We start from the raw sequence: 17,267 nt of genomic DNA, 5'->3' as shown, positions 1-17,267 counted from the left end.
CCCCATGCAACATTTCCAAAAAGCAGCAGTTGACCGCACCGATCGGCAAGCGATGATCAGCTTCTTGGCTGGCCACTATCGCTACGACACCATGAACCACTGGAATCGCTCCACAAGCTACGCTCACTGCGTGAAGATCCATGCCCTTGGCCTGGATCCAGAGCAGACTGAGAAGGCCTTTGAGCTACTCTGCGTCGATTACTGGGACGATCTGCAGTTGGTGATCGAGGACTTTGTCGCCGAAATGGACGGTGAGTTCACAATCGGCAGCAACGGTCGATCGAGTGGTTACCTTGTGCTCGCAAAAAGCAGCTGGGAATACACGGGTTATCAGTCTTACTGCCGAAGCTGCTCTCAGCGTAACTACCAAGCCTGCACCGAGGGTGATAATCGCTGTGGCCGCTGTGGCGCTGAAGGAGAATCCGGTCGGCGCAACTTCCAGCATCCACCTAAAACCCTTCGTGTAACTGGCCAAGCGATTGACCAGGACGAGGATTTCCAGGAATGGTCCCTGGACCAGCTTGCGAGCCGTGTTGAGGTTGTCGAGGCATTTGATCGTGCCTGTGACGACATTCGAGCGACCTTCATCAGCCTGCTGAGCCTGAACGTCGTCGAAGAGACCGTGCTTATCCCGCAGAAACGCTATGTGTTGCAATCGGCATAGCCCCACTCAACGCTCCACCCACCGCTGGCCTACGGGCTGGCGGTTTTCTTTTTCCCAAAGAAAAGCCCCGACACGTGGTCGGGGCAGGGTGGAGCGTTAAGCCCCCTTGGCAGCAGCCTCAGGGTCTGCGATCAGTCGCAGCAAGTCGTCAATCGGCAACGGGCACAGCTCCCGCATGTCGTCGTTAGTGTTCTCCAGTCGCCGGCGTAGCCCCTGGAGCAGCTCATGGAGCTGTTTTTTCTCCAGCAGGTTGACCGCCAAGACCAGGACTCGCCACACAAGCTCAGATTCGTCGTCAAGGTTATCTGTGCGTTTCCGGAGATCCGAGAAGTAATCCAGGATCTCACCGCTATCAAGGTTGTCGTATAGGTTATCCGGGCTCCAAGTGACCTCGGTACCGTAATCGGCCGCGAGTGCAGCTGTTACTTGATTACGCAGTTGCGGCATCAAGTCCCAGTCCCACCCCCCCTGTATGATCGCATTGAGGATAACGTCCTGGAGATGGGAGAGCGTTTCCAGCATCTGCGGGAACAACAACCGCCGCACCGAACTTGCACCTTCCCAGACAGCGACCTGCAGCGCATTGCGCATGGGCGTGCCTTCCGACTTTTGTCGGCTGAGGCCTTCGACCAGCACATCGCGCAACAAGCGGTCGAGCTCGCTGGACGTAGCGGCCGCGGGCTTGAGCGTTGTCATTGCCAGCATCTGCAGTTTCACAGGCCGACCGTAGTTATCGGAGCAGTTGAACGTATCACCGTCCCATTGACCGGCCGCGATTACGGCTGGCGACAACAGGGTCTCGCAGTTCTGTCCCCACAGCAGGCGAACCTGAGTGATGCTTGAATCAGTTTCTTCAATCTCCGCAGTGGAAAGCGTGGTGAGCCCAGGCAGCATCAGCTGCACGTGGGAGGCAGTTTTCAGCAAATCAATGAAGCCGGAGAGCAGCGCGTTGGTCATGGTGGATCCCTGAAAGTAGTTGAACTTGCCATCAGGGATGTGAAACACACACGAATACCCCCTCCCTTGTTCTGTGCGCTTTAAGCCGCCCGTCAATCTCTGCCCGCGCTCCCGGCGCCAGCGCTTGACCCCATTCTGACAGTGAAAAAACCAGACGAGTACAAATGTTCTCCACTACACTCCACGGGCATGCAATTAACAGTCAAAGCAGGCCGACCTAGCTCCCGTCCATCCTGTACCAGCGGAGTCGCCCATGAGCGCTACTGAAGACCTCTTCAAACCTGACAATCCTTCTTGGAATGAACGGCCCAAGGAGACATTTGACCACTGGATCAGCCAGCAGGCGGGCAGGGGCACCTCTGCCCGCATCCGAGTGTCATCCGCGGAGGTGTACCGAGCGCAATGGGGCCGATTCGTCGACTGGATTGAGCAAAAAAGCATCAAATTAGACGAAGTGGATGCAAGCGATGTTTCAGACTTCCTCGATAGCCTAACCCCGGAGATCGAGAAGAACGAAAAGCGAGTGAACAATAGGCCACAACGCGACCGGTACCGTAAGCTCATCCAGCGCGTATTGGCCGACCTCTTCAAGGAAAGGGAAGCGCCAGGCTTCCTGAACCCCGCGGCGCAGGCATTGAGGGCTGAAGGGGTCAAATGGAAGGATGTTGACGGCAACCTCCCTACGAGCTTTCTGCGGCCCCAGGAGGCTGAGTTGCTTGCCAAGCACCTGGTGGCGCCGTTGACGGCGCAAAACGATCGGGGCCGCTGGCGCGAGGCGCGGGACCGGGCCATGGTGGGCCTATGTGTAGGGGCTGGTCTCAAGGTGCAGGACATTGTTGGCCTGACTGTTAATTGCATCACCCCACAGGCCGCCCCGTGGATCACCCTTTCCTATGCGGATTCGAAGTTTGAACACCGGACCAAGCCATTCGACTATGCCGCCCGGGCCCTGGCCACCTGGCTGCACATCCGCCTGCAGGCCGGTACCGAAGGTGACCTGGTGTTTCCCAGCGACATCACGCCAGTGATCAAGAACGGTCGGACAATCACCGCGATCAACCCGTCGACGGTGAACCGCATCACCGAGGCCGTGATCGTCGAGTCCGGGGTGAAGGCCATTCGCGATCCTGAGCATCGAGCGAGCCCGCAGACCCTGCGTAATACCTTTGCGGCTGAGCTGTTCGAAAGAGGGGAAACGCCGGCCCTGGTGGCGGAGTGGATGGGCTTTGCACAGCCCGTGTCGGCCGAGAGGCTTTATGAGTCCTGGAAGCTGTGGCGGCAGACCACCAAAGGCACAGAACAGGGGGAGTAAGTGGGGCTAGGCAGAGGCGTGATCACCTCCGCCCAAAGGGCAGCAGACGCTTACGCGGACTGAGGGGCCTCGGCCTCCACGTCGCACACGCTGAGGCACACGTGGCCAACGGCTGACGCATTCAAGGCGATGCGGACTTCGCGGCAAATATCCTCATGGTAGGCATCCCGCACTTCACGGAAGGCCGAGACCAATGCGACGAGGCCGATCAGGGGAGCAAGCACGTACCGCGCCAGCTCAATGATTCTGGTCAGCGCCGCGGTGATGTCGGCAGGGCTAGCAGTCTGCAATGCTGCGAGGGTACTGGTGAATGCTTCGGGCTCCAACAAGACCGCAAGCAGCACCACGCCCATAACGGCCGCTGGCAGGGCTGCAACAGCTCCCCGCAGAGTTCGAGTCAAAGCGCTCATCACAACGATCAGGGCTTTGACGTACGTCCGAGGATCTCGCCGCACGCGGTTTCGCATCTCTTGGTACTTCTCCATCGAGAGAGAACCCACCCCGACACCGTTGACCTCCGCCCTGACTTGCTTCTCGCTCATGCTCATATCCTGTGCTCCTAAAGGGGACTAATGGTCGGCCGCATGACCAACCCGCACAGGATATCATTTACAATACAAGCGACGTATGTGTTCGCGTTATAACACTCAGGCCCGGCGGGAGAGACGCGCCCGATACACGAACGCCAGAAACCACAAGGCCCACTACGAAGTAGCGGGCCTTGTGGTCGCAAGTTCAACCTTTCGGTTGATTTTCCCAGCCTTTCAGGAGATTGGGTCGGTTGAGGCTTGATCGCCTACATGAGGCCTATTAAACACAGAACATCGCGCCATTGCAACACGAAACTATAAATTTCTCCGGCGCAGCGTTCAGTGGGTAGCAAGCCCGACATTTCGGGAGATTCCCACCACAATGCTCACCGGATACGCACCCATCATGGCCCGCAGGATACTGACAGTATCGGAATAGACAAACTCAAACCGAGCATTCAAAATCATTCGACGTATAGATACGCGTTATTGGGTGAGTCAGTATGACCTGACCTCACCGATGGCCATCAATCGTTGTTTCTCCAGCAAGGGTCAAATCATGAAGCTGTTTTACTCCGATCAGATCTCCGAGCCTCAGGGTGGGCACCCGTACACGGCACTCGCGGCATTCATTGCCGGTTATCACCTCATCAGCACCGTGTTGGGTATGTTGGTCGGCGGCCCCGCCGGCGCAGCTCTAATGAGCGACTGAGGAACCGCAGCCTTCTTCCTCGCATTTTTCTGTACCAGAGGGTTCCGAATCCGGATAGGCAAGTTAAAAACAATCCTGGTGCTGCTGGTGGCCATTGCAGCTCTGGTGTTGGCTGAGTGGTTTACCCAACAGATATGGCCGCCTGCGCCGGAGCAAGCCAAAAGTTGGGCTGGTGTTGCGTGTAGCGTAGCCATGCTCGCACTGGCCAAGGCGCTTCAAGTCTTGGTGTGCCGGTACATCTGGCCAGGCTTCCGAGCAACGCTCGCTGATTGAGCTCACCAGGCTCTCATAACCACCGAATTCGCAATCCGGACCTTGCAGGTGGCCAACACCTGCATCCATCCAAGAGGGACAATGATGGCCACCATACTCTCCCAGCAACAGCAGCAGCGTCGGGAGCATGCCGAGCTCAGCATGCAGCCCATCAGCCGGGAAAAGCCTCCAACCATCAGCAAAGAGTCGACGCTCTGCGAGGTGTTCATCAAAGAGTTCAACCAGATCCCGGGGTGGACGTGTTACCCCGAAGCGGCGGGATTCGATGTGCTGGTGGTGCACGACGATGGCCGACAAATTGGCGTCGAGGCGAAGCTTTCGCTGAATGCCAAAGTCGCCGACCAGATACTGCCCAATCACGGGGACGACTTTTGGGAAAGCCCGGGCCCAGATCATCGCCTGGTCATCGTCAGCAAAATTACCGATGCCAGTGCCGGCATAGCCAAAATGCTCCGTCGGCTTGGTGTCAAAGTACTCTGCCCTTATGAATCATGGACAGCGCAAGGCTATGTGCACACGTTCGGACTTGATCATCGGCTCTTCTACGCAGAACGCAGTGCTGTCTCTGATGAACGCATGTTCGACTGGTCGCCTGCAGAGCGCTGCCGAGTACCCTCCATTGTTACAAACCTGCCAGCAGGGGTTCCATCACCTTTGCGGCTCACGCCCTGGAAAGAGTCGGCACTGAAAGTAGTGGTCCTCATGCGCAAGCAAGGGTTCATTACCGCCAAACAAATCGCGTCATTCGGCATTGGCGTCAGCGCGTGGACCCAGCCGTCAGGTAGTAAGAGACCGTGGCTCGCTAAAGGCGAGGTCCGCGGTCAGTGGGTTGAAACCGAGCATATGCCGGCCTTCGACAAACAGCATCCTGATATGTACGCCAAGACGCTTACCGAATTCGAAGCCGAGGCAGGGCAGAGCAAGGTGTCACCATGACCAGTTCAACATATTCGCGTGCGCGAAAGACGGCCGGCGAAGTCGGATTTTGGGCAGTGCTAGTCTGCAGCATCTTCGTGTACCCGACAGAGCTCAATGAGCTGCTGGGTATTTCGTCCCTGCTGGCGCCTGGTGAACTCTTGAATGGGCCCAACGACTGGACACTGTTGGTGCGAGCTAGCCTTGGTCTCGTGGTTGGCGTGGCAGTAACAATCATAGTGTGGAAGCTGCTGGCGGTACTGCTCCCAATGACGGTACAGCATCAGCCTGCTGAAGACGGCGGCTCCGGTCAAGGTGAGTGAAATGGCGCTCCTGCACTCATAGACGCTGATGGAGCAGCCCATAATCTGATTCGTAAATCTGTCGAGCCGTTTGCCAATGATCAGCGCCAGGCATTAGCAAGCTATGACCGCACTTTGCTCAATACATCCTCGATCCAGCCTGGCTCACCATATGCCGGCCGGGCGAACGGCTTCCAGTTTTCAGCCTCCTCGATCGCGACAGCCAAGCCCGCAGCGGAGATTTTGAAGCTGAGTTTTCGCCTATCAGCTACCAGAAGCCCCTTGTTCGCTAGTCCACGGGCGATGCCAAGCACGACCAGGGGAGGGGGATAGTAGCTTCGCCCGATCCATGGTTCGAACGGATCGAGGTACTCAGTGGGCTGCTGTTGTCCCTGGTGCAGAATGCGCAGGCCAGTAAGCGACATCGGCTTGCTGGCCGCGTCAATTTTAGGCTTCTGCATTGGCAGGCCTTTGAGCACCCTGGCTACCCTCCTGCCGTCAGTTGTGAGCCTGACAAATAGAGAGAGCAAGTCGCCCATGCCTATCGGCCGGTGATCTGTGCTCAACAATCCTCGGTTTTCTAGGGAGTGCCACGTTGAGCCGGCGCCATGACCGACCAGCTTCATTTCAGCGAGTGCGTATCGTAACGGGCCATCGTACGTCATCTTTCGAACCCGTCCGTCAGGACCATACTCCAGCCACCGCCATTGACTTGCCGGGGCGGAGCCTGGCCCGGAGTTCACTTCCTCGGCTCGCTGGTCTTCGTCATACGCCACAATGAGGTAGGCACGCTGGCGCTCGTTGAGTGATTCAGCGATCTCGGATATTCGGGTGATCAGCTTTTCTTTAGCCATGGTCCTGTTTCGATTCTTGGCACCTACTTAACTTAAGCACTGACGCTTGCCTTTGCCCCGCGGGCCGATCGCCGGCCTAGTCGAGATCACGGTCTCCACCGCTCTCACCCGCTGCCACTCATACCTCCCTCCACTTTATTGCTCGATGCTCAACATCTCCATGGACCAGGTCATCGCAAGACCTGCTTTATCCAGGAGATCAGCATGTCCCAGAAAATCCAAGCCACTCAAACTGCAGTTCTGATCGGTGACCGTGAGCAAGGTACGATGCTCGCCGCACTTCGCCACTACCAGGAGTTTCTCCGGAGTGGTGCGTCTGCAGTTCCCGGCCTGCTTGATATCGCAAGCAACGCCGGTCAGCTCCCCCCCCTGTCAACCCAAGAGATCGAAGTGCTGTGCGAGAAGGTTAATTTCGGGTCGACCGTCAAGGAGCTCGAATCGTTCGTCGCCAACGCAAAAGCTAAGTGACGGGTGGCGGCATGCATCCCATCATCGAAGCCTCGCGATTGATGAAAGGCGCCCAGATCACCCGCAAAGCAGCAGTTCATGCCAATGGGGGCACCATCTTCCTCTGGGAGCTATCAACCGGAGACACGCTGGAAACCATTCGTTCGACGCATGGCTTCTGTTCAACCGCGTTGAAGGCCATCCCCTTTATCGAACGCGTCAATTACTACAGCGCCATGCGCGGCACCAAGGTAACGGGTAGCTACCAGCTACACGCTTAAAAACGCTCCATCCAACCCGGCCAAGCGCCGGGTTTTTTCTTGTGGATTTACGCGGGCATGAAACGCATCTCCCTAGGCAAGTTCAACGCCTGATGGCGGCACGGTGCCCCGGCACCTCACATGTATGGAGCAGGCGATGGCCACTCTCACCGCAGTTCAAGCACGCAACAAGATTCAGGATCACCTGTTGAAGGGGGCGGGTATCTACGCCTACCACCCGCAGCTGGGTGAGCGCTACTTCAAAGCCCGTGTGTGTGACGGGAAGTTAGAGGTTTTCAACGGCTACAGCTGGTTCGAGGTGCCTCGCGGTACGAAGTTCAACAACGGCAATGGTTCGGCGGGTGACTTGTTCACTTATTGATCTGCCAGCAAAAAACGCCTTTCAGGAGATACACATGAGCACCCGCACCCCTGTCGCAAAACTGGGCAAGACCATCAACGCCGCTTCAGTCGAATTCAAGGTAGGCCGCACCGTTTACCAGGTTGACGTACCTGCCGGCACCAAATGCTGTTACCTCGCAGGGGGGAGCAATGGTGGTCGCTGGGTCGTAGATGATCTGTCGTTCCTCAACCCCAACTCGACGCTGTATCACGATGCCGAGCACTACGGCATTCCAGTTCCGGCAGACAACGTAACGGAGGCACCTCGGCGCACGTAGTCGGCCGAGTTCTTGCGACTCACCAGCACAGCTTAACTGCTACACCGACACCCTCGAACCAATGGTTCGAGGGTTTTTTTATGCCGCCGACTGGGTCCGGGAACCGGGTGCAGGATGTAGCAGTCCACCCGTCGAGGGCGTTTCGCTTTCGAGGCCCCCTCCAGAGGCGAGTTCTGGCGCTAGAGGCAGCTGGCAATCACCACACACCAGGTTGTACTGGTCACCACCAAGGACAGATTTTTTGCAGCCCGCGCACGTGTATTTCGTTCGTGCCCAGGCTTGTTTTCTCGCACCTCGGCGCCCGCCGCCCGGACCGACCGCTGCAGCGAGTGTGATGTCCAGACCTTGATCGAGCAGCTCACGAATGAGGAGACTCATTCCCCCGTTCTCAACCAGGTAGTGCGACACCTTTTGCCCGGTCATTCGACCACCCGGCAGACCGGTACTGGACGGTTGCAGGCCGATTTCAACCATCTTATCGGCCCAGACCTGGTCGTGATATGCCCGCCGCGGGGGCTGCCCGGCATGCTGGCGATACTGATGACAGGCTTGATGCGCCAGCGATTCGATCATCTTGCTGCTCGATAGGTGCGCCCCAATAGCGATCAGGTCGAGGGCCGGACAGAGCTCACCACTCGGAAGAGCGCCAGGCCGATAGTGGCCATCGGATCCTAGCCGTGTCGAAAATCTGATTTCACAGCCAGGCAATGCCCCAGAAAAGAAGCGCTCGTTGATGACGCGATAGGCCTGGTGCAGTTGCTGCAACGGGTGAGATGGCGGCTGCACGGTTTCCATAACTCTCATTTAATACTGGCTGCGTATAGTCACGCGTTGTCGGTATTGTTAGTATATGTTCACACGTACACATAATCTATCTGCATCATTTCCAATTCTGAGGTTGACGATGAAAAAGCTCGCTGTTGCTATCGCTCTCGCCAGTTGCTCGCTGGCTGCATTCGCCCAGGCCCCTGCGCCCGCAGCAGAGGCGGCTCAGGCCCCTGCAGCAGCCGCTCCAGCAGCCGTTGCAGCGCCAGCAGCTGCCGCTGACATCGAGATCATGACCGTGATCAACACGCTCAAGAGCAAATACCCCTCCACCAACTTCACCAACGTGGAGCGAGCGCCGATCGACGGCATCTACGAGATCACCATGGGCAAGAACATTGCCTACACCGATTCCTCCGGTCGCTACCTGATGTTCGGCAGCATCTACGACATGCAGACCCGCAAGGACCTGACGGCGCCCAAGCGTGCTGCCGCCGAAAAAATCGACGTCTCGAAGTTTCCGCTGGCCGATGCGTTCACCCGCGTGAAGGGCGATGGCTCCCGGAAGCTCTACCTGTTCTCCGACCCGGATTGCCCGTACTGCAAGAAGCTGGAAACCGAGGTCCTCAGCAAGTTGGACAACGTGACCATTTACACCTTCATGTATCCGCTGGAGTCGCTGCACCCGCAGGCTCGTGCCAAAGCTGAGTCGGTCTGGTGCCTGCCTGAAGCTGGCCGTGCTGCTGCATGGGAAGCGTTGGCGCAAGGGACCCAGCCGCCAGCGAAGAATTGCGACAACCCAATCGAGCGCAACATCGCGCTGGCCGAAAGCATCGGCTTCCAGGGCACCCCTGCGATGGTGAGCGAAGACGGGCGGAAAATGCCGGGCCTGGTATCGGCCGAACGTCTGGAAGCCTGGCTCAACGGCGGCTCCTGATCCCCTCCGACAGTCTTCTCCACGTGGCCATTTCGATGGCCACGTTGGTTTTTGATCTCCCGATCATCAAGAGCCCCGGGCTGGGCATTCTCATTGGAGTTGTGATGAAGCTACGCCGCTTATGCGTATCCGCTTTCTTTACCGCCCTCTACCTCGCGTCATCCACCCTTCATGCCGAAGAGCTCGGCAAGTACGGAAACACCTGGGAGATCCAGGAGCAGGATGCAATCGACATGATCCAAGGTCGGTTGAGAGCGATGGACAAGAAAGGCGAACTCGACAAGTTCTGGAACGACTACCGCGACAAGCAGTTGGCCGGAGCCGAAAACCCCAAGCCATTACCCGGCATTGGCCCCGTCGTTGAGCCACAGATCAGGATGTACGACCCGACCTACACGTACCCTGAAACCGTCAAAGACCATTTGGGCAACATCCTGGTGCCGGCGGGCACTCGCATCAATCCGCTGGACCACATCACCCTGAGCAAAGCGATCATCTTCATCGACGCCCGCGATCCCAAGCAGCTGCAGTACGCCAAGAAGCGAACCGACGAGCACCCCCGGGACAAAGTTGTACTGGTCGCAGGTTCGTTCCTGAAGCTCGATCGGGAGTGGGGGCGCCCGGTCTACTTCGACCAGATGGGCATTCTCACGAAGAAATTCGGGATCGAGCGCGTTCCCGCGGTCCTGACCCAAAAGGGTAGGGAACTCCAGATCGAGGAGTTGAAGCCATGAAAAAACTGCTTATGGCCCTGGGCTTTGTCGCAACGACCCTGCTCAGTACGGTCAGCTCTGCTGAAGAAGGCGTGTGCACCGGTAAATTCCCGAACCTGATCTCGGACGTCTGCTGGTCCTGCATGTTCCCGATCAAGCTTTTCGGTTCGACGGAGCTCATCTCCGATGGCCAGGAAGACTTCGACAGTGGCAACAAAAGCGCATTCTGCACGTGCGACAACCCGCCCAAGGTCGGCATTCCCACCTCGTTCTGGGAGTTCGACATGATGACCGACGTTACCACGGTACCGGGATGCTTCCCCTTGCTTGGTGGGGTGAAGGTCAACGTAGGCGTGAACGCAGATGCCTTCGGCTACATCTCTGACGATCAGAGCAGCGGCATCGGCAGCACCCGCGACTCGTTCATGCAGGTCAACTTCTATATCAACCCGGCCATGTATGTGATGGGCGCCATCCTGGATGACACGTGCATGGACAACCGCGGTATCGACGTGCCCTGGATGTCGTTCGCGGACCCCACCCACAACGATGACGAGCTCGCCGGCATCCTGACCCCCTACGCGTTCCCCTTCGGGAGCATGCTGGCGATCGGGGCCATGTCCGCCGATGCCGTTGCAGCGTCTGCAGGCTTCCCGCTGTCGACGATCTTCTGGGCCGCCGGCTCGTACGGCCACATGTACCCGTTGACCGGCCGTAACGAGGCCCACCTGAGCATGGAGCAAACCGCCAGGCTGCAAACCACGCGCATCCTCGCAAAACTGCACGCTGCTGGCACCCAGTGGGCAGCAATGGGGGGTGACGCCATGTGCGGCTACTACCCGCAGATCATCATGGACAAGCGGCAGTACAAGCTGACTCGCCTCTACCCCAAGCCTGAGACCGCAAAAATCGCAGGCAAGTGCTGCTCTCCTATCGGGCGGTCGACCATTTTGACCGAATCGAACACTGAGTTCCCTCTCCCAGGATACAAGGACTTTGGCTATGGCATTTTCCGTAAACGCGACTGCTGCGGCGGCGCTACTCTTAGCAACTAGCTTCTTCGCCGGGCCTGCCGTGTCCCAGCAGCTGGAAATGCCTTCCAACGAAGCTATCCAGAAGATCATGCAGGAGCAGGCGGCATCTCGTAGTGCCGCTCTGAACGGGAAGATTGACCCAGTGAAGGCGGGCACGTTCAAGGCCACTGTACCGGTCATCGACGCGCCACCTCCCACCAAAACCGAGTCGCTCGACGACGTCATTGCGCGATTCAACGCTGCCAAGGACGGGAACAAGGGTGGCCATGGCGCGAACGACTTCATCATCTTCGTGTCGTTCTCGATGCCCAAGGACAAGCTTGAGCGACTGGCGCAACAAGCCCGCGAAACCGGTGCCGTCATGGTCGTGAGAGGGTTCAAGAACGGCTCCCAGATGCAGACCAAACAGGCTGCGCTGGAAGTGAATAAGGCCGGCGTGCCGTGGGAGATCAACCCCAATCTGTTCAAGGCCTTCAAAGTCGAATCGGTACCTACGTTCGTTGTGGCTTCTGCAGAAGCAGAGTCCGTTCTGGACGATGGCTGCTCACCAGATGCCACCTTCACGTCGATCACCGGCGACATCAGCGCCATGCTGGCCCTGGATACCATCCGCCTCCGTGCGCAGCCTGAGATCGCGAAGCTTGCCGAGGCCAGGTTGCAGAAGATCTACAAACAACAAGCCCCTGGCACCGTCCACTGACATGATCGAGCCCGGCATCGCGCCGGGCTTCGGGAGAAACTATGAAAACCGAACTGACCACCATTGCTTGGGAGCCAGGCTTCAAACTCAACCTGAGCTCCTGGGCTGATTTGGAGATTGCGAAGCGTCGGGGAGAAGGCCTGGGCGAACTATCAGCTTGCGCGTTGAATTCCTGCATCTACTTCCAGGGGCGCTATGTCATGACCCGGGACCTGGTCGAGCACATCGAAAAGGGCATCACCTGGAACGCACAGGTTTATGAGGCGTGGAACTATGGCCGGTGCGAAGAAATTCACAGAATCTGCCGAGGGCTTTCACCGTCAGACGCCGACGCTCTGCTGCATGCCAGCGGGTATGCGGACGTCAGCCTGGATGAGCTCAGAGACGCCTCGGACGAAGCAGTCCAAGAGGCGTGGGACGCGCTGTACGGCGAGTAATAAAAAACCCGGCCTCAGGTGAGGCCGGGTGCTGTAAAACGTTAATCAGCTTGAGCCAAGCGCCCAGAACCGAATGCCACACGGCGGGCCACTGCATCCCATTCCTGCACAGTAACCAGCATGCTGGTGCGAGCCTTCTCGTGACCGTTTACCGTCTGGCGATAGTGCAAACGCACATGGCCAGGCGTGACGCTGGGATACCCTTCGAGCTCGAACACGTTACGGAAGCCGTCTACATCGATGTTGCTGGTGGTGTAGATCTGCGAAAAGAACATCCTGAAATAACCGGCCTTAGCCAGCATCACAGCAATCTCAACGATCAGTTTCAAGCGATTGCAGCACGCGCTGATGAACAGAGCGAGCTCAAGCGACAGAGCTTGAACTTTGCGTTTGCAAACATCGGTATCGATAATCAGTTTCATGGTCATTCTCCCGGGGTGAGTGGCTAAGCCTTGCGTTCGCCTAGTACCCGGTAATGCACATCACGCGACTACAGATCTGATTACCCTTGTGCGGACTCCTCACCGCCCAGAGCTTCCATGAGTGCGGGCACGAGCTTTGACAGCACGCCGACGTAAGTCACGAACATCGCGCCAAAGGCAGCTTCTTCATCCTCCTCATCGGGAATTTCTTTGTTCACGCTCTCCAGGAATACGATGCGCTTGAGGGTCGACTTGTCGGTCAGGATGAAGGACACCTCTTCATTGAATGTCATGGCCAGCCGTACGGGGCGCCGACCTTCGAGCAAGTGCTGTCGGATCTCTTCGCGCTCCAGGCTGATCGAGGCGTAGCCGACCTTGGATTTTTCAAGGTCCAGCCCCTGCAGGTTGACCTCGCGGTCGACCGTGAATTCGTCGGGAGACTCGTTGTTCATCAACCAGGTGGCCATCGCAGAGGAGGGGTCCATCGAGGTTCGAATCAGTGATGCGGGTATATCGATGGCATCATGGATTTGAGTGACGACATCATCGGCTTTCGCCGGTGAGCCACAGTCAATGCCGATTAGCCCAGCCGCGGTATCAATCCACACCTTCTCCGTGCTCTGTGACTCGAATGCCCTGGGCAGAAGTTCGATAAACGCTTCGTCCTTCATCGCCTTCAGCTGGTCACGGCTGGGCTTGTAGCCCTTCTCGGATAGCATCTTGGCCGCCTTCTTTGCCACGTGTCGCTGCAACACCGGCTCTGGGACTTTCTTTTCTTCAAAACACAGATTCAGCAGGATCTGCTTCTGCACCTCCAGCACGAGACCACCGCCCACACGGGGCTCCACCCACCCCTGGGTTTTGGTGACGCTACCCGAACAGGGGGTGAAGGCCTTTTTTTCCAGCCGTTTCGCAAGTTCGGCCGTAGACAAGCGCCAGGGCTCAGTGATCCGGTAGAGGTGAAGGTTCGAAAACATGATGCAACTCACTCCTGGCCGGCATGCCACCAGCACGATTTGGCGCACTAAAAAATAAACATGTACGCATAATACTGGCAGATTTATTATCATGCACACACCTATCCTGCCAGTGGAAAAACCATGTCTGAATTCGCCCAGGTTGAGCAACGCCTTCTTCAACTCCGTGCAGAGGTCGCTGGACACATGGATGCGTACCACCGACTCGATGCCCCGACGATCCCGGACGGAGAATTCAACCTTCTGTTTCGTGAACTGGAGCAACTGGAAGCAACGCATCCAGATCTGGCTACCGCCGACTCACCAACGCAGCGGGTCGGTGGCCGGGTTCTGGAGGAGTTCGTCCAAGCACAGCACGATGTGCCAATGCTGTCGCTCAAGGACGCCATGAACGAGGAAGAGGCCCGGGCGTTTGCAAGCTCTGTGGTGGATGAGCTTTCACAGCCGGCCGACATCGAGTTCACCGCTGAACTGAAGTACGACGGCTTAGCGCTTTCGGCTCGATACTTGGCTGGCGTTCTGGTTCGCGCAGTCACCCGCGGGGATGGAACGACCGGTGAGGATGTAACGGCACAGGCCAAAACCATCCTGAACTTGCCCCTAACCCTACCAGCGGCCATTGATCTGGAGGTTCGTGGCGAGGTTGTCATACTCAATAGCGATTTTGAGATCGTGAATGAGCGCCTCAAGAGCCAGGGCTTGAAGACCCTCGCCAACCCCCGCAACGGCGCAGCCGGCAGCATGCGCCAGCTAGACCCGAAAGTAACTGCCTCCAGGCGTCTGTCGTTCTACGCCTATGGTGCCCAGGAGCTCGACGGCACGGCTGCGTTCAAGGCAACCAAACAATCGGAGATCATCGAAGGCCTGAGGGCTCTCGGCTTTAGCGTGGCACCGCAAACGGCCGTTGTCCGTGGCTGGGAAGGCATCAAGGCATTCTTCGATGAGGTAGGTTCGAATCGCTCCAATCTCCCGGTCGCTATCGACGGCGTCGTCTTCAAGGTCAACTCTCTTGCTGACCAGGAGCAGCTGGTTTGGAACAATCGAACGCCACGGTTCGCCATCGCGTTCAAATACCCGGCAGAAGAGGCCGTCTCCGTCGTCGAAGACATCGTGGTGCAGATCGGCCGGACTGGTCCTGCTACCCCTGTGGCGAAGATCAAGCCAGTGCGAGTCGGTGGCGTCGTTGTCTCCAGTGCCACTCTCCATAACGCCGATCAGATCGAGGCCAAGGGCATCAGGGTAGGTAGTAAGGTCATCGTTCGTCGAGCGGGGGATGTGGTACCGGAGATCGTCCGTACAGTGCCCTCGGCCGGCGATGAACTCCTCTCCCGCTATGTGATGCCGTCGGCGTGCCCTTCGTGTGGTAGTCATCTGGTGCGCCTGCAGGGCGCCGTGGAGCTGCATTGCCCTGGTGGAATCAAATGTCCGGCACAGAAGCAGGGCAAACTCGCTCATTTCGCATCTCGACTGGGGATGAACATCGACAACCTGGGCGACAAGTCGGTCTCAACCCTGATCTCCGCCGGCCTGATCAGCATGCCATCTGATTTGTACAGCCTGAACGACAAGGCCGTCGCAGCGCTGCCCGGTTTTGGGCCGGTCTCCGCAAAAAACCTCATCGCGGGCATTGAAGGCTCGATGTCGCCCGACCTCCCACGTTTCATCTTCTCGCTGGGGATCGAGGGCGTGGGCGAGGCCACAAGCAAAGCGCTGGCGGCGCAATTCGGGTCCTGGTCAGCATTCCGGGCCGCGACGTACGCGCAACTGCTGGCCACCGCCGATGTGGGGGACGGTACCGCCACCAACATCACCCGATTCTTTGAGGATTCGACACTCGGTACTGAGGCGGACCGACTTGCGTTGATCACCACACCCAATGACTTCACTGCCATCGGTGGGGCCTCATTGAAGGGGATGATCGTCGTCCTCACCGGCACTTTCCCCACCCTGAGCAGAGAGGCTGCCAAGGCCCTGGTCGAAGGGGCAGGAGGCAAGGTTTCCAGCAAGGTCTCCAGCAAAACCAGCTTTGTCGTTGCTGGCGAAGCAGCGGGCTCGAAACTCGAAGCTGCCCGGGATCTAGACATTGACGTCTGGGATGAAGCCCGGCTGCTGGCCACTGTCGCTGGGTGAGGATTACAGGCCGGCGTAAAGCATCACAGAGCATTAAGATTTCATCTGGAGAACCAGAAAATGTCAGTAACTAATGGACCCTACAAGCGCGATGCTAATGGAGTCGCCTATGAAGTCGACTTTGAGTATGTGCGAGATAATGTCCCGCTCGACTGGTTCTTCGAGCACATGCTCGGTGCGAAAGCGAGACCATCAGCAGGTGCAATTCGATACAACATCTGTCCAAACCCCGGGTGTGGAGCTTCTTCCATTCACTCGGTGAAAGTCAGCGTGAAGAACGGTGGGTGGCTGTGTTACTCGTGCGGCGAACAAGGTGATGTAGTCGCTGCAGCAGCTTTTTACTGGGAGAAGTCCCACCGTGAAGCTGGCCTGGACCTAATGGGCGCCGATGTGGAACTGCTCAAGCACTACATTCCACCCAAGCCTATGGACGCTATCCAACGTGATGACAGTGCACTCGCGCTCGTATTGCAACGCGTAGCAGAAGCTCGCACATATCCGTCGAAAGACGCTCTCAAGTACTTTGCTGGCCGTGGGATTTCCGAGGGAGTGGCCCGTGAGGCTTGCAACCGAGGCATCCTGATCACCATCCCAAACAACCCTATGGAGGCCAAGGAGTTCTTAACCGAAGTCGCAGGGCAGGAACTGATGGTGAAAGCGGGTCTGTGGAACCCCGAAAAGAAGGCGCCAGCCTGTGCATTTCGCCCATTGTGGTTCCGGTCGCAATCGCACTGTGCTGCAGAGTTCCGGCTCATGCGTGAGCCCAAAGAAGGGGAGAAGAAGGCCATGCGCTATGGCGGGAAATCTCCTTGGATTTGGGAAGGCTCTGATAGTGAGTTCATGATCGTAGAAGGGCCGATCGACATGTTGTCTGCAGTCGAAATGGGCTCCAAACGTACCATCTTCGCGCTACCTGGATGCGAGAACTGGGAACCTGATTGGTTCAACATGATGGCCAAGAAAAACGTGCTTCAGGCTCTGGATCCTGACAAACCAGGCTTCAAGGCCGCGGAGAACCTCAAGCCAGTGCTAGAGGCCCTGGAAGTCAAGCTTGGAACCTTCAATCCACCCAACAGGGTCGCTGATCAGCTCGACACCCCAGCCAAGACCAATCGGCCCGAAGGCCTCAGTGGCACGTTTGACCTGGTAGATGGGTGCAATCGCGGTCCCTTGGAACCCCCCCTTGTTGAATGACTTGGTCTCATCAGGGTCGGTTACCTCTACCTTTTTCCACACCTCCAGGCCG

At 57.7% G+C, this 17,267-nt stretch carries 22 protein-coding genes; 16 read left to right on the top strand and 6 right to left on the bottom strand.

What is annotated here, in order from left to right:
- The first annotated feature begins 4 nt into the window (after positions 1 to 4).
- Positions 5 to 664: a hypothetical protein gene (locus tag KW568_RS30355; protein WP_016486929.1), complete on the top strand. Its 660-nt coding sequence runs from the start codon at positions 5 to 7 to the stop codon at positions 662 to 664.
- Positions 665 to 760: 96 nt separating this feature from the next.
- Here the strand turns inward: KW568_RS30355 and KW568_RS30350 are convergent, their stop codons facing one another.
- Positions 761 to 1,621, bottom strand: coding sequence for a hypothetical protein (locus KW568_RS30350; RefSeq protein ID WP_024717773.1), 861 nt, complete (start codon positions 1,619 to 1,621; stop codon positions 761 to 763).
- A gap of 253 nt (positions 1,622 to 1,874) precedes the next feature.
- Between KW568_RS30350 and KW568_RS30345 the strand changes: the two genes are divergently transcribed.
- Entirely contained in the window at positions 1,875 to 2,933 is a 1,059-nt protein-coding gene (locus KW568_RS30345) for a tyrosine-type recombinase/integrase (protein ID WP_016486931.1), read from the top strand.
- A 50-nt stretch (positions 2,934 to 2,983) separates the two neighbouring features.
- Here the strand turns inward: KW568_RS30345 and KW568_RS30340 are convergent, their stop codons facing one another.
- The gene (locus tag KW568_RS30340) at positions 2,984 to 3,475 is read right to left on the bottom strand and encodes a hypothetical protein (RefSeq protein WP_169739406.1); all 492 of its coding nucleotides are present in this window, start codon (positions 3,473 to 3,475) and stop codon (positions 2,984 to 2,986) included.
- 547 nt (positions 3,476 to 4,022) lie between these two features.
- Here KW568_RS30340 and KW568_RS30335 point away from each other — a divergent pair.
- The 3 genes from KW568_RS30335 (at position 4,023) to KW568_RS30325 (ending at position 5,686) form a co-directional block, all read left to right on the top strand.
- The gene (locus tag KW568_RS30335) at positions 4,023 to 4,175 is read left to right on the top strand and encodes a hypothetical protein (RefSeq protein ID WP_259539162.1); all 153 of its coding nucleotides are present in this window, start codon (positions 4,023 to 4,025) and stop codon (positions 4,173 to 4,175) included.
- Positions 4,176 to 4,529: 354 nt separating this feature from the next.
- Positions 4,530 to 5,384 carry a hypothetical protein gene (locus tag KW568_RS30330; RefSeq protein ID WP_016486935.1) on the top strand — a complete coding sequence of 285 codons (855 nt, stop codon included), beginning with the start codon at positions 4,530 to 4,532 and terminating at the stop codon, positions 5,382 to 5,384.
- Positions 5,381 to 5,686 carry a hypothetical protein gene (locus tag KW568_RS30325; protein ID WP_016486936.1) on the top strand — a complete coding sequence of 102 codons (306 nt, stop codon included), beginning with the start codon at positions 5,381 to 5,383 and terminating at the stop codon, positions 5,684 to 5,686. The genes KW568_RS30330 and KW568_RS30325 overlap by 4 nt, the downstream gene beginning before the upstream one ends.
- Before the next feature lie 101 nt (positions 5,687 to 5,787).
- Here KW568_RS30325 and KW568_RS30320 read toward each other — a convergent pair whose 3' ends face one another.
- Entirely contained in the window at positions 5,788 to 6,519 is a 732-nt protein-coding gene (locus tag KW568_RS30320) for a hypothetical protein (RefSeq protein WP_016486937.1), read from the bottom strand.
- 204 nt (positions 6,520 to 6,723) lie between these two features.
- Here KW568_RS30320 and KW568_RS30315 point away from each other — a divergent pair, with 204 nt between their 5' ends.
- From KW568_RS30315 to KW568_RS30300, 4 genes are all read left to right on the top strand, one after another.
- On the top strand, positions 6,724 to 6,987 hold the full coding sequence (locus KW568_RS30315) for a hypothetical protein (protein ID WP_016486938.1): 264 nt from the start codon (positions 6,724 to 6,726) through the stop codon (positions 6,985 to 6,987).
- A gap of 11 nt (positions 6,988 to 6,998) precedes the next feature.
- A complete protein-coding gene (locus KW568_RS30310) occupies positions 6,999 to 7,247 on the top strand; it encodes a hypothetical protein (RefSeq protein ID WP_031325018.1) in 249 nt (82 codons plus the stop codon).
- Positions 7,248 to 7,383: 136 nt separating this feature from the next.
- Positions 7,384 to 7,608 (top strand): hypothetical protein, encoded by a 225-nt coding sequence (locus KW568_RS30305; RefSeq protein WP_016486940.1) that lies wholly within the window; start codon positions 7,384 to 7,386, stop codon positions 7,606 to 7,608.
- Between the two features lie 34 nt (positions 7,609 to 7,642).
- A complete protein-coding gene (locus KW568_RS30300) occupies positions 7,643 to 7,906 on the top strand; it encodes a hypothetical protein (RefSeq protein WP_016486941.1) in 264 nt (87 codons plus the stop codon).
- A gap of 78 nt (positions 7,907 to 7,984) precedes the next feature.
- Here the strand turns inward: KW568_RS30300 and KW568_RS30295 are convergent, their stop codons facing one another.
- Positions 7,985 to 8,701, bottom strand: a complete 717-nt coding sequence (locus KW568_RS30295; protein ID WP_016486942.1) for a hypothetical protein — start codon at positions 8,699 to 8,701, stop codon at positions 7,985 to 7,987.
- A gap of 109 nt (positions 8,702 to 8,810) precedes the next feature.
- Here KW568_RS30295 and KW568_RS30290 point away from each other — a divergent pair, with 109 nt between their 5' ends.
- From KW568_RS30290 to KW568_RS30270, 5 genes are read left to right on the top strand one after another with little or no spacing between them, the layout of a single operon-like run.
- Positions 8,811 to 9,608, top strand: a complete 798-nt coding sequence (locus tag KW568_RS30290; RefSeq protein ID WP_016486943.1) for a DsbC family protein — start codon at positions 8,811 to 8,813, stop codon at positions 9,606 to 9,608.
- A gap of 35 nt (positions 9,609 to 9,643) precedes the next feature.
- On the top strand, positions 9,644 to 10,342 hold the full coding sequence (gene traW, locus KW568_RS30285; protein ID WP_259539155.1) for a type-F conjugative transfer system protein TraW: 699 nt from the start codon (positions 9,644 to 9,646) through the stop codon (positions 10,340 to 10,342).
- Complete coding sequence (locus KW568_RS30280; RefSeq protein ID WP_016486945.1) at positions 10,339 to 11,376, top strand: TraU family protein; 1,038 nt, start codon at positions 10,339 to 10,341, stop codon at positions 11,374 to 11,376. The genes traW and KW568_RS30280 overlap by 4 nt, the downstream gene beginning before the upstream one ends.
- Complete coding sequence (trbC, locus tag KW568_RS30275) at positions 11,324 to 12,055, top strand: type-F conjugative transfer system pilin assembly protein TrbC (protein WP_233425966.1); 732 nt, start codon at positions 11,324 to 11,326, stop codon at positions 12,053 to 12,055. The genes KW568_RS30280 and trbC overlap by 53 nt, the downstream gene beginning before the upstream one ends.
- Positions 12,056 to 12,096: 41 nt before the next feature.
- Positions 12,097 to 12,492, top strand: a complete 396-nt coding sequence (locus KW568_RS30270; protein ID WP_016486947.1) for a hypothetical protein — start codon at positions 12,097 to 12,099, stop codon at positions 12,490 to 12,492.
- A 41-nt stretch (positions 12,493 to 12,533) separates the two neighbouring features.
- On the opposite strand, the gene KW568_RS30265 is transcribed toward KW568_RS30270, so the two are convergent.
- Together KW568_RS30265 and KW568_RS30260 are read right to left on the bottom strand one after the other, a co-directional pair.
- Positions 12,534 to 12,914, bottom strand: coding sequence for a hypothetical protein (locus KW568_RS30265; protein ID WP_016486948.1), 381 nt, complete (start codon positions 12,912 to 12,914; stop codon positions 12,534 to 12,536).
- A gap of 80 nt (positions 12,915 to 12,994) precedes the next feature.
- Positions 12,995 to 13,891, bottom strand: coding sequence for a recombination-associated protein RdgC (locus KW568_RS30260; protein WP_016486949.1), 897 nt, complete (start codon positions 13,889 to 13,891; stop codon positions 12,995 to 12,997).
- A 123-nt stretch (positions 13,892 to 14,014) separates the two neighbouring features.
- Between KW568_RS30260 and ligA the strand changes: the two genes are divergently transcribed.
- Both ligA and KW568_RS30250 read left to right on the top strand, forming a co-directional pair.
- Positions 14,015 to 16,021: an NAD-dependent DNA ligase LigA gene (gene ligA / locus KW568_RS30255; RefSeq protein ID WP_259539148.1), complete on the top strand. Its 2,007-nt coding sequence runs from the start codon at positions 14,015 to 14,017 to the stop codon at positions 16,019 to 16,021.
- Positions 16,022 to 16,081: 60 nt separating this feature from the next.
- Entirely contained in the window at positions 16,082 to 17,215 is a 1,134-nt protein-coding gene (locus tag KW568_RS30250; RefSeq protein ID WP_259539146.1) for a toprim domain-containing protein, read from the top strand.
- The last annotated feature ends 52 nt before the right edge of the window (positions 17,216 to 17,267 follow it).

Source organism: Pseudomonas sp. HD6515 (assembly GCF_024971855.1).
Classification (GTDB): domain Bacteria; phylum Pseudomonadota; class Gammaproteobacteria; order Pseudomonadales; family Pseudomonadaceae; genus Aquipseudomonas; species Aquipseudomonas alloputida.
This window is presented reverse-complemented; position numbering and strand designations above follow the sequence as displayed.

Bases quoted from the DNA above. Each gene is read 5' to 3' on its own strand.
- traW (WP_259539155.1), top strand. From the start codon at position 9,644: ATGGCCACGTTGGTTTTTGATCTCCCGATCATCAAGAGCCCCGGGCTG.
- KW568_RS30270 (WP_016486947.1), top strand. From the start codon at position 12,097: ATGAAAACCGAACTGACCACCATTGCTTGGGAGCCAGGCTTCAAACTC.
- KW568_RS30330 (WP_016486935.1), top strand. From the start codon at position 4,530: ATGATGGCCACCATACTCTCCCAGCAACAGCAGCAGCGTCGGGAGCAT.
- ligA (WP_259539148.1), top strand. From the start codon at position 14,015: ATGTCTGAATTCGCCCAGGTTGAGCAACGCCTTCTTCAACTCCGTGCA.
- KW568_RS30320 (WP_016486937.1), bottom strand. From the start codon at position 6,519: ATGGCTAAAGAAAAGCTGATCACCCGAATATCCGAGATCGCTGAATCA.
- KW568_RS30345 (WP_016486931.1), top strand. From the start codon at position 1,875: ATGAGCGCTACTGAAGACCTCTTCAAACCTGACAATCCTTCTTGGAAT.
- KW568_RS30350 (WP_024717773.1), bottom strand. From the start codon at position 1,621: ATGACCAACGCGCTGCTCTCCGGCTTCATTGATTTGCTGAAAACTGCC.
- KW568_RS30315 (WP_016486938.1), top strand. From the start codon at position 6,724: ATGTCCCAGAAAATCCAAGCCACTCAAACTGCAGTTCTGATCGGTGAC.
- KW568_RS30335 (WP_259539162.1), top strand. From the start codon at position 4,023: ATGAAGCTGTTTTACTCCGATCAGATCTCCGAGCCTCAGGGTGGGCAC.
- KW568_RS30280 (WP_016486945.1), top strand. From the start codon at position 10,339: ATGAAAAAACTGCTTATGGCCCTGGGCTTTGTCGCAACGACCCTGCTC.
- KW568_RS30265 (WP_016486948.1), bottom strand. From the start codon at position 12,914: ATGAAACTGATTATCGATACCGATGTTTGCAAACGCAAAGTTCAAGCT.
- KW568_RS30295 (WP_016486942.1), bottom strand. From the start codon at position 8,701: ATGGAAACCGTGCAGCCGCCATCTCACCCGTTGCAGCAACTGCACCAG.
- trbC (WP_233425966.1), top strand. From the start codon at position 11,324: ATGGCATTTTCCGTAAACGCGACTGCTGCGGCGGCGCTACTCTTAGCA.
- KW568_RS30250 (WP_259539146.1), top strand. From the start codon at position 16,082: ATGTCAGTAACTAATGGACCCTACAAGCGCGATGCTAATGGAGTCGCC.
- KW568_RS30340 (WP_169739406.1), bottom strand. From the start codon at position 3,475: ATGAGCGAGAAGCAAGTCAGGGCGGAGGTCAACGGTGTCGGGGTGGGT.
- KW568_RS30300 (WP_016486941.1), top strand. From the start codon at position 7,643: ATGAGCACCCGCACCCCTGTCGCAAAACTGGGCAAGACCATCAACGCC.
- KW568_RS30290 (WP_016486943.1), top strand. From the start codon at position 8,811: ATGAAAAAGCTCGCTGTTGCTATCGCTCTCGCCAGTTGCTCGCTGGCT.
- KW568_RS30305 (WP_016486940.1), top strand. From the start codon at position 7,384: ATGGCCACTCTCACCGCAGTTCAAGCACGCAACAAGATTCAGGATCAC.
- KW568_RS30355 (WP_016486929.1), top strand. From the start codon at position 5: ATGCAACATTTCCAAAAAGCAGCAGTTGACCGCACCGATCGGCAAGCG.
- KW568_RS30310 (WP_031325018.1), top strand. From the start codon at position 6,999: ATGCATCCCATCATCGAAGCCTCGCGATTGATGAAAGGCGCCCAGATC.
- KW568_RS30325 (WP_016486936.1), top strand. From the start codon at position 5,381: ATGACCAGTTCAACATATTCGCGTGCGCGAAAGACGGCCGGCGAAGTC.
- KW568_RS30260 (WP_016486949.1), bottom strand. From the start codon at position 13,891: ATGTTTTCGAACCTTCACCTCTACCGGATCACTGAGCCCTGGCGCTTG.